The organism is Sediminicola luteus (assembly GCF_002514735.1).
Lineage (GTDB): Bacteria > Bacteroidota > Bacteroidia > Flavobacteriales > Flavobacteriaceae > HQA918.
Genome location: NZ_NBWU01000004.1, coordinates 193,457 through 210,353 on the forward strand (window position 1 = coordinate 193,457; position 16,897 = coordinate 210,353).

General features: G+C 41.2%; 10 protein-coding genes. 8 read left to right on the forward strand and 2 right to left on the reverse strand.

Going from position 1 to position 16,897, the window contains the following annotated elements:
• The first annotated feature begins 24 nt into the window (after positions 1–24).
• Positions 25–1,998, forward strand: coding sequence for a serine hydrolase (locus B7P33_RS13180; RefSeq protein WP_097442489.1), 1,974 nt, complete (start codon positions 25–27; stop codon positions 1,996–1,998).
• A 551-nt stretch (positions 1,999–2,549) separates the two neighbouring features.
• Positions 2,550–6,131, forward strand: coding sequence for an SIR2 family protein (locus B7P33_RS13185; protein ID WP_097442490.1), 3,582 nt, complete (start codon positions 2,550–2,552; stop codon positions 6,129–6,131).
• A 535-nt stretch (positions 6,132–6,666) separates the two neighbouring features.
• Here B7P33_RS13185 and B7P33_RS13190 read toward each other — a convergent pair.
• On the reverse strand, positions 6,667–7,680 hold the full coding sequence (locus B7P33_RS13190) for a helix-turn-helix domain-containing protein (RefSeq protein ID WP_097442491.1): 1,014 nt from the start codon (positions 7,678–7,680) through the stop codon (positions 6,667–6,669).
• Between the two features lie 185 nt (positions 7,681–7,865).
• Between B7P33_RS13190 and B7P33_RS13195 the strand changes: the two genes are divergently transcribed.
• The 4 genes from B7P33_RS13195 (at position 7,866) to B7P33_RS13210 (ending at position 15,204) form a co-directional block, all read left to right on the forward strand.
• A complete protein-coding gene (locus tag B7P33_RS13195) occupies positions 7,866–8,336 on the forward strand; it encodes a (2Fe-2S)-binding protein (RefSeq protein WP_097442975.1) in 471 nt (156 codons plus the stop codon).
• A gap of 11 nt (positions 8,337–8,347) precedes the next feature.
• Positions 8,348–10,516, forward strand: a complete 2,169-nt coding sequence (locus B7P33_RS13200) for a xanthine dehydrogenase family protein molybdopterin-binding subunit (protein WP_172435949.1) — start codon at positions 8,348–8,350, stop codon at positions 10,514–10,516.
• A gap of 392 nt (positions 10,517–10,908) precedes the next feature.
• The gene (locus tag B7P33_RS13205; protein ID WP_245871795.1) at positions 10,909–12,261 is read left to right on the forward strand and encodes an SWIM zinc finger family protein; all 1,353 of its coding nucleotides are present in this window, start codon (positions 10,909–10,911) and stop codon (positions 12,259–12,261) included.
• A gap of 3 nt (positions 12,262–12,264) precedes the next feature.
• A complete protein-coding gene (locus B7P33_RS13210) occupies positions 12,265–15,204 on the forward strand; it encodes a DUF6493 family protein (RefSeq protein ID WP_097442493.1) in 2,940 nt (979 codons plus the stop codon).
• Between the two features lie 79 nt (positions 15,205–15,283).
• Here the strand turns inward: B7P33_RS13210 and B7P33_RS13215 are convergent, their stop codons facing one another.
• Positions 15,284–15,598: a hypothetical protein gene (locus tag B7P33_RS13215; RefSeq protein ID WP_097442494.1), complete on the reverse strand. Its 315-nt coding sequence runs from the start codon at positions 15,596–15,598 to the stop codon at positions 15,284–15,286.
• A gap of 289 nt (positions 15,599–15,887) precedes the next feature.
• Between B7P33_RS13215 and hpf the strand changes: the two genes are divergently transcribed.
• Positions 15,888–16,193: a ribosome hibernation-promoting factor, HPF/YfiA family gene (gene hpf, locus B7P33_RS13220; RefSeq protein ID WP_097442495.1), complete on the forward strand. Its 306-nt coding sequence runs from the start codon at positions 15,888–15,890 to the stop codon at positions 16,191–16,193.
• 269 nt (positions 16,194–16,462) lie between these two features.
• On the forward strand, positions 16,463–16,894 hold the full coding sequence (locus tag B7P33_RS13230) for a DUF2147 domain-containing protein (protein ID WP_097442497.1): 432 nt from the start codon (positions 16,463–16,465) through the stop codon (positions 16,892–16,894).
• Positions 16,895–16,897 lie beyond the last annotated feature (3 nt).

Here is a 16,897-nt window from a genome sequence, read left to right on the forward strand (position 1 = left end):
GTCATCCATCAAAAAACGAACAGCATGAAAATTGTACGATCACTTGTAATCCTGCTCTGCATCACGGCAGGCTTCGCCCAAAATGGTACCCAGTCCAAAGGCAAATCATTGACCTATCCGAAAGTCAGTGTGTTTCCTATTACCGACACCACACTGGATAGGGAATATGAACTGTATATAAAACTGCCGGAAGACTATGCTACGGATACAGACACCACATATCCCGTGCTCTATTATACCGATGCCGATTGGCATGTAGAAATGGTTTCGCCCGCCACTGAGTATATGCTTAAAGGCGTAATCTTGGTCGGCATCTCTTGGCAAAGGAATATAGCACCGGAAATGTTTGAAAAAGTAGGCCCCCATTACAGCCGAATCCGGGATTTTAGCCTAAAACCTGCTGAAAAACCGGAAATTCAAAAAAAATACCAAATGGGGCAGGCCCCCAAGCATCTCGCCTTTATCAAAAAACAGGTGATTCCTTTTATAGATCAACATTACCGTACCGACACCCGCAGTCGCACCTATTTGGGTTATTCCATGGGCGGTGAGTTTGGGGCTTATGCCCTAATGACCCAACCCGATACCTTTGATAATTATATTTTGGGCAGTCCCTCTATAAAAAACGAAATCCCCGAGCTTACCCGACTCAACGCAGCCTATTTGGCCCAAAACCCGGTAAAGACCCATGGGGTACATGCCAATGTATTTGTGACCTATGGTACCCAAGAAACAGAAGTAACCGGCCCTATAGATGCTTTTGTAAAGCTACTTAATGACCGTAGGGACAATTACCTTTCGGTACAAAAAGAGGTTATTGAGGGCGACCACACCACGGCAGCTCCACAAACCATACTACAAAGCGTGGCTTGGTTGGGCCGCATTCTAGATTATGAATCGGGTCGTAACGCGCCCTCTTATATTTTCGATGTCTCCCTGTTAAACCGACCCTTTATAAGCACCAGTCCTGCCAAAAGAAACGATGGGCTAGGGGTAGGGGTTTTGGGCCCCGATGGTGGCGACCCCAAAGCCATACACCAACTGGCCCAAGAAATAGCCAGCGGAAAGCACGGTGTATACGACAGTTTTCTGGTCTACCAGAAAGACAAACTGCTATTTGAATCGTATTACAACCGGGGTCGCCTAGATCTTGCGCACCCCCAAGCCTCGGCCACCAAGGTGTATACCGCCTTTGCCCTGGGCAGGGCCATACAATTGGGATATTTAGATATGGAAGACCTGCACAAACCCATAGCCAGTTTTCTACCCGAATTAACACCCGAAAAATTTGTGTCCGGTACCGAATTGGTCACCCTACACCAAGCCCTGACCATGCGATCCGGTATACGTATACCCGAGGAACAATATGATGCCATGCGCGAGAATCCGGGCAACATTCAGGGACAACAACAGGTACAGGCCATTTTTGAACAAAGTGCCCCGATAACAGAGGCCAGCCAATCTTTTAACTACGGTATGGACCCCATTTTGGTAATGCAGGTCATAGAAGCCGTGGTACCCGGTGGGGCGGCAAATTTTATCAAAACCGAATTGCTCGACAAACTTGGAATCAGCAACTACGAATGGAAAACATCGCCAAGCGGGCTACCCTATGCCCCGTATAGAAGCAGTTTTCGATCGCGCGATATGCTAAAATGGGGGCAATTGGCCGCCAACCAAGGCCAGTGGGAAGGGGAGCAGCTGATACCCAAAGCCTATTTAGAAAAAGCCATGGACCGCCAATTTTTAACCGGGGACGACGATATATTCGGGGGCGGACCCAGCGTATCTAAACAAGGCTATGGCTACTATTGGTGGACGGCCGACCTAAAAGTGGGGGACAACACCTACTATTGCCAATCGGCCCAAGGCGGTGGCGGGCAATATGTGATCAACATCAAAGAGCTAGATTTGATCATCGTGGTTACCGGTACCGACAATACCAATAAAACCCTACAGTTGATTGCCGACTTTGTATTGCCCGGATTTGCCCGATAATCGGGCGATTAGAAACACAGCCCCTAGATACATGTCATTCCGAACGAGGTAACGAGGAGGAATCCTATCATAATTGGAGCTAGTTTACCTTAGCTAAAAGAAACACACCCAACGGCTATCCTTTAAATAGGATTATTGTTGGGTGTTTTGTTTTAGGATACTTTATGGATAGGGGATTGGCGGTTTCAATAGTAAGCGAGTAGGGGAGTTGGCCAATTCTACTGGGTACCTGATTAAATGGTTAACATAGTACATTGTACAAGGGGAAAGAAAAAACTAAGCCCATAGTTATTATAAGGATAAAAAAACACAATGTACCTATGATTTTACGGAAAAGCGTTAGGTGGTCTAGTTGTTAAGTACTAAATTTAAACTACCTATCCAACAGTTTTACTCCATGAAAAATTCGGCTAACTCCCCTTCATTAGTTGATTTACTTTCTTCAAGGCCTGATATCCAAAAGCGGAAAGAGACATTCATATTAGAAATAAAGGCAAAAATATGCTCGGAATCAATGTCAATTTCTAATTGAATTACTCAATGAACAAACTATGAAATTAAAAAATCCATCGGCACAATTAATTAAAAGTATTGAATTGCCAAATGCGTTAATTGATTCTTTTAAACAAGAAAATGTGGTTTTATTTGTTGGGAGCGGCTTATCTATTGATTTGGGTTTACCAAATTGGAATCAATTAGTGATTGAAATTATATCTCATATAGAATCACGAACGAATTCAGATAATTTAGGCTTGTTTAAACAATTGTTGGAAACAAGTAACATGGATGCCCTTGATGTTCTTACTCAAATTGAAAAAAAAGGTCATAAAAAATTAGCCCAAGACTATATAGGAAATAGATTGAGACTTAAAGACAACTGTAACCTTACATTACAAAAAAGAATATTTGCTAAATGCTCAAGAATAATAACTACTAACTATGATCATGCCTTTGAAAAAGCTTTAGGAGATTCTGTACATAAGGTAAGTTTCAATAGTATCCACAGTATTTCAAACTTATCAAGTAAAGATGAATATATTTTTAAAATTCATGGAGACGTAGACGAACCTGACAACTGTATTTTGTTTGAATCTGATTACAAAAAATTGTACGAACAAAATGGTGAAAGGGAAGAATTGTTAATTAATCAAATTAAAAATCTAATTCTTAATAAAACACTAGTCTTTATAGGATTCAGCTTTAGTGATCCATACATTAAAGAAATCATGGATCATATATTTAATATTACTAAGGGAACAATGAGTAATCATTTTTTGTTTACTACTAGCAAAGACTTCAACATCCCTTATATTCAACCTATTGTTTTAGAACAATATTCTGATATAGATTATGTCTTGAAGCAAATACCTTTACCAACTGAAACAGACTCGGAACCAAAAATTAAAGAAGATATTGAAGTAGAAACTATTGAAGCCAATCACGAGTCAACCATTCCAATAATCAATCTACTTTTCTCTGAACCTATAGACAAAGGTTACAATTATAATGTTGATTTATTTTCTAGGGTATTAAGCAAATATGAATTGCGATTGAATATTACATATTTGAATCTTGAACAACTAAGAAACATTGAAAATGGTTTGGTTATTATTTTTTCAAAAACCATAAAAAATAAACTCATTATTGAAGATGAGTATCTACAATCAAGACAAATATCGCATTCCGAATTGGTAGAGAATTTATCTGCCGAAATAAATGGAATTTTTATTGTGTCTAATGATTATCCTCAATTTAATGTAGAAAATGCCAAGTCTCCTCCGTGCTACTACATTATTGATGAAAATCCATCAAAAATTAAACGGAAATTAGACACAATTCTATTTAAACTATTAAAAAAAAGAAATGATTTTCATTCCACAATAGACAAAAAAATTGGAACAGAAAACTTGATACCTTTTAGTTTTAAAAAAGGTAAAGCAATTATAATAAATCAAAACACAAACATTTCCAGGTACTTGGATAAAAAACTTCTTGCAAATTTTGTAGGACGTAAAACTGATGTAGAGAACATAATCAGAAAAATAATAGACCTTGAATATGAGAGTAAAATTTTGACCATTAAGGGGTCTGGTGGAATTGGCAAGACCACGATAATCATAAAATCTGTTTTAGAGTTAGCTCAAAGACAAATATATGACTCAGTCCAATATGTTTCTTGTCAATCAATTACGTCTTACGATAATTTCGAGTATCAGATGGCTAATTGCGTTAATCTAGATCCGACAGGTGATGTAATTGAGCAAATTCGAACAAATCACTTTACTAAAAACACGGTTATTATACTTGATAATTTTGAAACTTTACTGCAACTAAACGATAAAGCAGGGATTTTGAATTTAGTTTCAATCGCTTGTGATTATTTCATTATAATTACAACCAGTAGACAGCTTTTAGACCTCGATTTCGAAGAAGTTTATGAATTAAGAAATCTTACAACTGATGAGGGATTAGAGCTTTTTAAAAAATACTATAAAGGGAATGTAGAAACTAAAGAAGATGAAGAAGTTTTACGATATGAAATAATCGAAAATCTCTTGAATAATAATCCCTTGGCAATTAAAATTATTTCAAAAGGTATTCCAAAATCAAAAAATTTAGAACTCTTAAAGAATGAACTAAAGGACAATATTTTTCAAAATGAGAACATCAATAAAATTTTTGAAAAGCCTGAAGACATAAATATTGAAAAATCAAGCTCGTTGTTCTATTCAATAAAATATGGCTTTGATAAACTGAATGAAAAAGAAAGATTTGCCTTTGAGCTACTCTCGTTGTTTCCCGACGGGATACATATAGAAAATCTTAAAAAGTTTGCTAAGCAGAAAAAAGATGCCACAAAAATTACCGATAAAGAAATCAAAGCCTTAGATGACAAATCATTACTTGAAAATAGTAGAGGATTCTTAAAACTACAATCTATATTAAATAGATTTTCAAGTTATCAATTCGACCGGAGGTTGGAGAAAGACAAGAAAAAATACTATACTCTCTGTTTTGAGTATAATTCATTTTTCCTAAATGTTTTGGATCAAATCTTGACTACTTCCGATTCCTTACAAATTCACGATGATAACATTAACAATTATTTAAAGTGTATTGACTTTATTGAATTTGTTGATAAACCGAATTCTGAAAAATTAGATTATATAGATTCCTTAGCGTACTTCTTTAGACATATTAACCAATTTGAGGAATTTCTTGAAATAATTGGACAAGACAAAATAGAAAGATTATTTAATCGGAATGAAAAGGAAGCTAAACTATATAGACTTATAATTCTACAATTAATTTATTGGTGTAAAGATTTCAGCGTTGTAGACGAAATTCTTGAGATTTACAATAAAGAAGAATTAATAAATTTAAATTTTAACGATAAAATTGAGCGCTTATCATATGTAAAGGTTCTAAATATATTAACGTGTGAAGGTGAATCACTATTTTCACTTAAAGATAGAATTGATAGGTGGTACTTGAAAAACACTATAATTGATGATTTATTTAGGGTTGGTTTGGTTAGTGTTGCCTTAGATTTAGTTGAATATGAACCGGACAAAACCTTTATAGAATATGATATTCTTCTTGAAACAGGGAAGTTAAACTTGGCAGACCTGGAAAATTACATTTCCAAACTTTATGATAAAGAAAGCTTGGAATTGATTCAAATAAGCTATGTGAAGTTGAAATACGACCCTGATACTAAAATAGATACCACTCGATTTATAATCACTAATCCCTATACTAAGGGAATGATTTATTTAATTAAAGCAATAACATCTAGAGATGAAGGATCAACACATCTTTTTTTCAAAACAGCATTAAAAAACCTTAAACATATTAAATACTATTACGTTGAAGCAATTTATCAATACTGTATTTTCCTCAAGAAACATAAGGGAGAGAAATATAATTATTATGTAAAAAAAGGAATACAAGTATCAGTAGAGTTGAATTTCTGGTACTTAAATTTCAAATTTGAAAGACTCTCAAACGAAACACTTATTTATAATGAATCTTTGATTTTCAACAAACTTGTAGGGATAGAAAGGACTACATTTGATTTGTTTATTGAGCAATACAAAAATGAACACAAAGCGAATAGAAAGAAAAAGTAAATAGGTGAAAAAACTCCAAAAAATAGGTATCAGATGAACTACGTCGCCTATATTATTAGGTGTGTCTCATAATTTACATTATGTAAAATAGAAATTTTAACCCATACCCTTTACCGTTGTATATCCAATCTCCATAACCATACAACCACCTTCCTATAATTCGCGTATTTGAAAATTTTCTTGGCTAATGGCCGAATATGAAAATTTAGAAGATAGACCGCTTCGCTTTTAGATGATAGAAAATAGACGGAGATCATTTAAAACTCAAATTAATTGCTGACCAATAATTCAGGTATTTGAAAAATTTTCCTGTCCGACGGCCGAATATTTGAATCTCTAGGTAATCCCGATAGTCCCCGCACAGCAGTCGGGACGGCACGCTAATAGATAATAAAAAATAGATGCACCCCCACAAAATTCAAATATCTTACTGACCCATAATTTCCGTATTTGAAAAACTTTCACCCCTTTTCATCAAATACGCCATTTATCATTTAACTAAAAACTTAGTTTGAATATTCTAACCTCCGGCTATTTAGACCTTTTCGGCTTGTAGCCTTGCATATGCCTTTCTATAGGCTTGCGGGGTATGTTGGGTTTGGGCCTTAAAGGCCGTATAAAACGAGGCTGTACTGCTAAAACCTACTGCTTTGGCAATCACCTCAATTTTGGCATTGGTTTCCAAATCTTCCAATTGGGTCTTTACCTCTTGTACCCGATACCCATTAACAAAGGCGTTAAATTGTAGGCCCTTATGTTCCTTTATGGCCTGGGACACTAAATACACCGGATAATCGAGTTCCTTTGCCAAATCGGCCAGGGTTAGCCCTTTTTTACGGTATAACCGCTCCCCTTCCATTAAAAGGGTTATCTTTTGGTAAATCGTATCCAATTCGATTGTCGGGCCCTTTTTATATTTCCCATGGGTCTGCAGCAGTTTACGATCTGTTAACAGCATAAAATTTATGGCATATAACACGATCAACGTCAATACCGTACCTACCGTATAACCCTGTATCGTAGCCAAAAAGGCCTGAAAGATAAAAATGAGCGCTACCACGGCCATACTGCCACCAAAGAGTAAAAAGCGCTTGCGATTGCCCTGCCAATTCCCATAGAAAAACAAGCCAAAGCTTACGGCTACATAGGCCGCCAAAACCAAGGCCCCTACCTTATATAATGGTACCACCTGCCAATCGGGGTCTGCTATAAAACTACTCAACAACAGCAGTACCGCCGGACCAAAATGTAGGTAGTCGGCTTTCCGTAGATTACTAGGTCTACCACTTAAGGTATACAACCAAAAGGAAGGTCCTATGGTCCATAATCCGGCCAAGGCTACCATAACCGCCCAAAAGGGAACGTTGTCGAACAAATAGTAGTAATACGACTTGGAGATACGTAATGTCAGGCCCAGGAGCATCATGCCCAAAAATATCGCGGGCGTAAACTTTTTGACACTTTTTACCATGATAAACACGCACAGAAAAAGTCCTTGGCAAATGGCTATACCACAGACTACGGCAATTAAAATGTTCCAAAAATCCATAACTATCGCTTCTGTCCAACCCCTTCAAAAATTTATTTCAGATTCTTGAAATCCGAAAAAACTAGTCCGGTTCAAAAAAACCTTTGGGCCGCTAATACCTTTACTTTGTAGGGAACCTTGGTTATCGGGCTGTGGGTTCAATATAAACCATCAATCATACACCTTCAATCACTACCTCAGTTTTTATGAAAAATTTAATGATTAATGGGGAGCTCTACCAAGTAGATGCCCCAGACCAAATGCCCTTGCTTTGGGCCCTACGTGACCTGCTCGATATGACCGGCACCAAATACAGTTGTGGCAAAGGGCTTTGTGGGGCCTGTACCGTACATGTAAATGGTGATGCCGTACGTTCTTGTCGGGTATCCATTGGTAGTTTGGAAGGTAGAACAATCACCACCATAGAGGGCGCGGCTACCCATCCCATCTTACAGACGGTACAAGAGGCCTGGTACCAAACCGATGTACCCCAATGTGGATATTGCCAATCTGGACAAATCATGAGTGCCACGGCCCTACTCGCCCAAAACCCCAACCCTAGTTTGGAAGAGATACACACCGCCATGCAAGCTAACCTCTGCCGATGCGGTACTTATGTACGGATACGAAAAGCCATACAGACCGCAGCAGAACAATTGAACGCAAACCAGAACTAAGCCGACCCCATATGGAAAGGAGACATTTTTTTAAGATTAGCACATGGGCCGGTGGTGGCCTATTGTTGGGTACCTACCTCCCACTGGCCTGTAGCCGTGACCAGACCCCCAAATTGGATTGGGAGCCCAATTTCTTTATCCGCATTACTTCAGACAATACCGTTACCTTTATCTGTAGCCAATCGGAATTGGGGCAAGGTACCTCTACCGGTCTGGCCATGGTTGCCGCCGATGAACTCGGCGTGTCCATTGATCAATTACAGATTGAATTCGCCCAAGCCAGTACCGAACGGTTTGGCGATTTACAAGATACCGGAGGCAGTAACGGTCTACGTATCGTATGGCCCGAATTACGCGAGGCCATGGCCACGACCCGGGCCCTTTTGATTGTTGCCGCCGCCCAAAAATGGCAGATAGCCCCAGAAGATTGTTATTGTGAAGACAGCCATATTTACCGCAAAGACCAACCCGAACAAAAATGGGCCTTTGGCGAGGTATTGGATATTGCCGCTACCCTACCCGCCCCTCGGGATATACAACTAAAAGACCCCAGTACATTTAAATATATTGGTAAACCCGTAATAGGGCGTAAAACCAAAACCGCCATAAGTGGTACGACCCCCTATTCCATCAACAAGAAATTACCCAACATGCTTTATGCCGGCATCGCGCGATGTCCGGTTTGGGAAGGTTCCCTTGTTTCATTCGATGCTAACGAAGCATTAAAAATCCCCGGGGTGGTCGAAGTACTTGAAATAGCCCCCACCGAAATACAGTCCACCGACTATAAGGGCGGTGTACGACCCGGGGTCGCGGTATTGGCCCAAAATACCTGGGCCGCTTTCGAAGGTAAAAAAGCCCTAAAAATTACATGGGACACTGGCAAAAATGGCACCAAATCCAGTGCCGACATCATACATGAATTGGCAGAAGACTATGCCACCGAAAGTAAAGTAAACGTAGACCTCGACAAGGCCACGAGTCTATTCCGTTCCAACAATAAGGTATTCTCGGCCATGTATGATGCCCCTTTTCAGGCCAACGCCTGTATGGAACCCTTGAATGCGACGGCTTACCATCGCGGACATAAGGTTGAGATATGGGCCGGTACCCAAGCCCCTAAACTGACCCGCGACCGCATTGCCGAACTTACGGGCCTGCCCTTAGCTGCGGTAACCGTAAACAATCCGCCCTCGGGGGGAGGTTTTGGACGGCGGTACTTTTGCGATTTTATAGAGGAAGCCGTTATACTATCCGAAAAATTAAGACAGCCGGTTAAGGTAACCTGGAGCCGGGAAGATACGTTTTTGACTTCCAAATACCATCCGATTACACGGGATTATTGGCAAGCTTCCCTTGACGAGAACAACTACCCTACCGCCATAAAATATAGGGGAACCGTAAGTAGGCCCAGTGGGTTCCGTTGCTACCCATATAGCATTCCCATGGCCTTTTATCCCTTTTTAAAATACAAGGAAAGCTGGTTATTGCCCCGAGCTTCTTGGCGCAGCGTTTACGCGCATCCGTGGGGATTGGGTCTGGAAAGTTTTATGGATGAGTTGGCCCATAAAGCCCAGGAAGACCCCATACAATTCCGTATCAAAATGTTGAAGAAAGCCCCCATTCGGGAACAAAAGGCCCTTCCTTGGGTCGGCGATGATCTGTATCCGGCCAAATTAAAGCACACTTTAGAACTGGTTGCGGAAAAATCGAACTGGGGACAAACGGAAAACGGCATTTTCCAAGGCGTGTCCGCCATGAGCTACAATACCAGTTATATCGCCATGGTCGCCGATGTTTCGGTAAACGATAATCAAGTGAAAGTACACCAAGTTACTGCCGTCATCGATTGTGGCTTGGCTGTTAACCCGAGCCAGGTTAAGGCCCAGATAGAAGGTAGTATTATTTGGGGATTGACGGCCACACTCAAAGATGCCATAACCGTGGAGCAAGGTCATGTTCAACAAAGTAATTATGATAGCTACGACCTCTTGCGTATACAGGAAGCCCCTCATATCGATATACATATCGTAACCAGTAACGACAGTCCGAGTGGAACGGGCGAAGTCGGAGTGCCCGGTGTGGCCCCGGCCGTATTGAACGCCGTTTTTGCAGCCACCGGCAAACGCATTAGACAAATTCCGATAAGGCCGGAATTATTGGAGAATACCGAAATCTAAGCCACATTTAATCCCTAATCGAATATTTATTAATTAGAAGTAATCCCGATAACTCCCATACAGCTGTCGGAAAGGGACACTTCGTATATAGATGGTAGGAATAAATCGTCTTATTCCAACCTTTAATTCACTTACCACTTTCGGTAATTGAAAATTTTCTTGACTAGGGCTCAATTAATTGATTTCAGAAGATAGACTACTGTACTCTTAGATCTAAACGTAGCGCATCCTTGGATACAATAGATGCAAGAAAAATAAATTGATTTTCTACAGAACATTACACTTCAACTAGTATTTCAGTTTTAATGACATAACCACAAAGCTTAAATCCCCTTTCATAAAAAGACATTGTTTCTTAGGCAGAAATAAAGTACTTTAACCTAGTATTTGAAATGCCCAAAACCAACATGTCCAACCACATTACCTACCACTACCCCAATCCCTCTTCCCTGGTATCGAAAAAGAGCGGAGACGAATTTTTATTGGCCCAGTACAATGAAGTAATTCCCAATACGGCACCCTGTTTTTTCTGGGGTCGCTTAACGAATCCTTTTATTACGGCACGTTGTCTTATTACACTTTCCCATATTGTGCAATCGAGTTTTAACCTCTCCCCTTTTCAATGGGCCCAACTCAAGGACCCCATAGTAACGGCGGGAAATGATAAAATCCGGTTTGAAGGGTTTTCACACTGTGCCGGTGTGTATGCCCGTGTAGATGTCTTACCAGACGGACACGATGGGGAATTTCTGGAGAACGGCACCACCAATGTCGACTTCAATACCCCAATGATCGGGGCCTTAGGTCGCGTTGGCAAACAAAGCCAAGTAACCCTTTCAGTAGGTCAAAAAGAAGTCAGTTTAAGCCATGCCGGCCAAAAAGTGGTAGAACGTAAGGTACCCTTGCCCACCAAATGGATAAAAGGGCTAAGCACGGTACAATTGTATTTGGCCGATAGCGAACCCCAGCTTAAACTAAGTAAAATCCAGGCCTTACAGCTTTTTAGGGCCATACCCAAGGGAAAGACCAAAAACGATTATTTTTTGTTTATGCGTGGCAATCAGCCTATACTTTCCCCAACCCGGCAACAACAAGCGATTTGTATAGGGGGCATACACCGATTACGGCTATTGGAGCCCTTGATTCCGCATATCGATTACGCCACCGTTTACGCCCATACCGATAACCAAGCTACGACTTGGCAATTGTATTTTGGCCCGGTACGTTTTACCTTTTCACTTTCCCGGGATGCTTGGCGTGGATTTTCGGGCGAAGGGGCCGGCCTCGAAGCCCTGATTGCCGATGTGCCCGAGGCCCTGGTACAACGTTTCGACAATTTTAGCTACGCCAATCAAGAATTCAACCCAACCCTTTTGGCCGTGGAACAAGGCATAGATTTCGGTACCATGGGAAACCTGTCCGCTAGGCTCTCGGCCATGGGTATGTTAGGGTATGATGTAGATGAAAACCACTTTTTCTATAGGCGGCTACCCTTTAAATTAAACCGGATAATGGGTTTGAATCCGCGGATGAAAAATGCAGAAAAACTATTGGCCGAAGGCAAAGTGGAAATTGTAGACCGTAAACCCGAACGTATAGAGGCCAAAGTATTGGGCAGCGGCATTTACCATACCGTGGTATTGGAAGCGGAACGCCATCGCTGTACCTGCACTTGGTACGCAAAAAACCAAGGGGAACGCGGGCTTTGCAAACATGTTTTGGCCGTTAAAAAATTGATTGGTTAGCACATGGAAAACAACTTTGACCAACAACTCGAATTACTGGTAAAGCAAAAGGACCTAAAAGGAATCTATCCCTTTTTGGAACAATTGAACAAAAGTGACAAAAAGGCCCTACGCCCGCGTATCAAAGAATTGATAAAACACTATTTCGAGTTTAGCCAACAAGGAAATACCTGGGGCCGGTTGGGCACCCACGAACAGATTCAAATCTTAAGTTTGGCCGGATTCTGCTGCCTTACCAAAGGAGAATTCCAAAAATCGAGTCTACAGTGGGTAGCACGCGAAAACTTGGAAGGAATACTTAGTTTTTACACCCCAACATGGTTTTCCGATTATGTAAACCAACAGCTTGAAAAACGAGCCATCGTACCCTTTCGGATGGACTATGAATGGATGATGGATTTGGCAAACAAAGGATCCTTAACCCCAAGTATTACCCTAATAAGCCAGCTGCTGCCCGAATTTCTCTATGATGAAGAACGTGACGAGAAGGATTACCCCGTTCGCTATACCCGAAACGACTCCAAGTTATTCCGATATCCGGAAACCTTACAAGTACACATCTGGTACCTTTTCGAGCGGGAAACCAACCTACATTGGCGCGATCAATATCCAGACCCAAAGGACAAGGCAAAACAACAATTGTCTTGGAAAAACACTTTCAAATTCTTGGTAGATCATGGCCATCTAGATAGAAAACGGGTATTGGCTTCTGCGCTAGACGCTACCTTAATGAATTTTAATAAAGCCCTGAGCAACTGGTTCGTAGACCTGTTTGAATTCCTAGAACCATCGCCCGCCGAAATACTGGAACTGCAAGACAACACCATGGCCCTCTTGAACAGCCCGAATACCAAACCCATTAACCGGGTGTTGCAATGGTATAAAAAACTCTGTTTGGAAAAGGAGTTCCGTACCGATGCCTTTATGGCCGAGGTGCCTATGTTATTGGTCAGCGAAACCAAAAGTATTGTGACCAGCAGTCTTATGATATTGGATAAACTGGCCAAAACCCATGAGTCCCGTAGAAATGATATTGTTTTTTGCGCCACCGAAACCTTTGTCAGTAACGATTCGGCCATCCAGACCCGAACCGCCAAATTATGTGTAAAATATGCCGATGTTGAAGATGAAACCTTTACAACACATCTAAACGCTTACCGAGACCTCCTTTTACCTGATACACTACAACTTTTAGACCCTTTTTTAGCAAATCAGACCGAGGGCATACCTGAAGATATTGAGACCACTGATACCGAATTACCCCATGTTGTTTCGCCGGAGAATGAGATCCTTATTCCCCAAACGATAGACGATCTAATGTTTTTGGCCAGTTCTTGTTTCGACCATAACAACCAACATGATTTTGAAAAGCTACCCGCTGCCTTGATCCAATTACAAGCCCAGCTTAATGCGACAAACGTAACACGTTTTGAACCTGCCCTAATGCGGGCCTATTCATTGGCCATGGGCGATTGGCGTTCGGGTATAGGTGTTTTAGATCATTTATTGGCCCATTTCTTTATCGCCTATAGCGAAGATTTGATCATAAAGTTTCCAGAGGGTACCAAAAAATTGAATCAATTGGCACTGGCCTTTCGCACCCAAGATCGCAAAAATGCCCGCGAATGGCGAGACGGTAAACGGGCCATTTACCCATTTGAGGAATGGAAAAATTCCACCGATTCCGACATCTACATTCCTTTTTATCAAAAATTGAAGGGCATTCTAAAACGCCTGCGTTTGGGGAATAACCTACCCGTACTTTCCATGCCTACCCATGCCCCATTTTGGATAGCCCCGGAAACCCTAATAGCGAGGGTACACCAATGGCAAGAAGCCGGCATACCTTTAGATCATGTAGACTTTCAGCTGGCCATGAGCCGGGTCTATTTGCCAGGGGCAGAAAACCACTTGGCTATCTTGGATACCCAATTAAAAGGGGAAGTACAAGGCCTACTTCGTTATCTATTTACACCAAAGGCCAAACCTCAAGGTCCTTTTGACAATGTTGCCCATTGGTTTACGGCTGGCCTTACCAAAAATGACGAACAACCCATAGCCGCTTTTAAAAATTTTATATATAGTAATCGTTCGCCAGCACACTATATTAGCCCTTATGCTTGGCAGGTGGGCAATCAGGCTTTTACCAATTCCAGATGGGATTACAAATCCAAAAAAATGGTCGATTTTATCGATCATAGAAAAATGATGACCTTACGAATCCCACCCGCCCACAAAAAGGTCAACGCCCTAAAGGACTTTTTCAGTTTTAAGAAATCGCCAAAAATGGGACAGGAATTGATGGTATACGATTACATTCATTTAAAATTTAGGATGTACGAGTCTTTTGAGCACGATATAAAGCGATTCATAAGCCTTACCCCAAACCACCTAGAACCCCTTTATGCCACTATATGTTCCAAATCGTTAAAATATCCAGTTTTTGATGGGGAAGGCAGTAAAGGCCAACTGATAAAAACCTTGGAACTCATGTTGGAAAGTCCGACCGCTATGGGTCCTATGGCCCATTTACTTTTGGCAGGTGGTTTGTTCTGTTCCGATAAAACCGCCCGGACCTTAGCCGCGGAAGTCTGGGTACAAGCCATTTCAAACTATCTTGTAGACCCTTCGGAAATGGGCCGGATAATGGGTAAACACTTTGCTGCGGAATTTGCTCCCTTAAAACGCTTTACGGACTTGGTTCAAGATCAAATGCTCCGTATTTCTACGGCACATGATCTAGCCCTATTCACCATGTTCAATGCCCTATTGCTAGAACTGAAGTCCGGAAAAATACGTGGTTTAAAAAAACTATTGGAACTGTATAAAATGCTATGGGTTCGAACCCAAACCAGTCTTGAACCGAAAATCGTAAATCATATCGCTGGGTGGAAAGTACCCAAGTCGATGGAAAAGTTAGTCTTGGGCATCACCAAAAAATAGATTGTATATCTAATGGAAACCCACAAAAAAACCGCCAAGAACCCAGTTCATGGCGGTTACTAAATTTTCTGGTGAAGTATTACTTCAACATACCCAATAGTCCGCCTAATTCGGCTAGATCTAGACCGGCGCTTTTATCGGTATCCAAGGCATCGAAATTCTCGGCTACCTTACCTACGGCCTCATCTTTGGCAACTGATTTGTCGCCATTGGTGTCCATGGCAGCGAATAATTTGGCGATATCGGCGGCTGTACTGTTCGGGCTGATTTGCTCTACCAAGGCAGCGGCCGTACCGGCATGTTTGGTAATATCTTCGGTTTTGATCGCTTTGGATCCCCCACAACTGGCCATAAGGGCAGCTACGGCCAACAAGGGTAAAAATGCTTTTTTCATAGTGAATGTGTGTTTGAATTAGGTTTTAAAGCGCATCAAAAATAAGGGATTTGTAGTAGAAATACTTCGGCTTTGGATGAAAAAGGGTTAAAAAATTCAGTATTACCCTAAAATACTGACTACCCGACACCTACAGCTTTAAGCAGATTACCACCCTAGTTCAACCCTTCATACGATTCACTCATCCATCTAAAAACCACAACGGTCTAAAACATGATTTTTATCGGTTCGCTTCCCGAATTTTGTTTGTAACTTTACTTTATATTAATACTAGCGAAATATACTTCCTATGGATATCAACTTTGAATATGACGGCGTAACGGCCAGTGATCGATTAGAGATCATGATGGCCGAGAAATTGGACAAATTGAGCAACAAGTACGAGTTTATGATTCGTGCCGATGTGTTCTTTACCACGGAGAACACCTCTGATCCCGAAACGGGAATGATCTGTAAGATCAAGGCGAGCATGCCTGGTCCCCTACTCTTTGCGGAATCGAGCCATAAGAATTTTGAAACGGCCATTGCGGAATCCGTAAACGATTTGGAACGTCAGTTACGTAAGAAGAAAACCAAGATGCAATCGCACCATTAAAAATGGATTTTGTATAAAATATAGAAAGCCTCCGGAAACGGGGGCTTTTTTCTTTTATTACAATACCAATTGCCCACTCGCTTTTTCAGGTTCACACTACTAAAGGCAAACCAAATACAAGCCCCCTTTACACCTCCTCTTTGGTATTCCAAGTTCCAAAAACTTCTATCCCCATCCACAAATCCGTAGAATCGTATACAACCGTCCGTCAATAATATACCTTCTCAAGTCTCCGCACTTCCGATCTTTGCCTAAAAAGCAAGTTACCGATGAAACAACTAGGTATCATAGCGCTTATCCTATGCGCACAAACCTTAGGGTTCGCCCAAAGTAAGGCCTATGACATTCTTGGAAAATGGGAGACCGAGGCCCGGGATGGTAAAATGGAAATTTATCGTTGTGGCGACCATTACTGTGGCACCCTTCTAGAAGGTAAAAACATTATTAATGCCGATGGCTCTTCTAAAAAAGATGTCAAAAATCCGGACGCCAACCTACGTTCCCGTGACCTGGTTGGCATGACGATATTAAGCGGACTCGACTTTGATGGCGAACAATACCAGCAAGGACGTATCTATAATGCCGATAATGGTAAGACCTACAAATGTTACGTTTGGTTAGAAGCCGATATACTTCACTTACGGGGCTATTTGGGGTTAAAGGCGTTTGGTCAAACCTCAAAATGGCATCGTATTCAATAATTG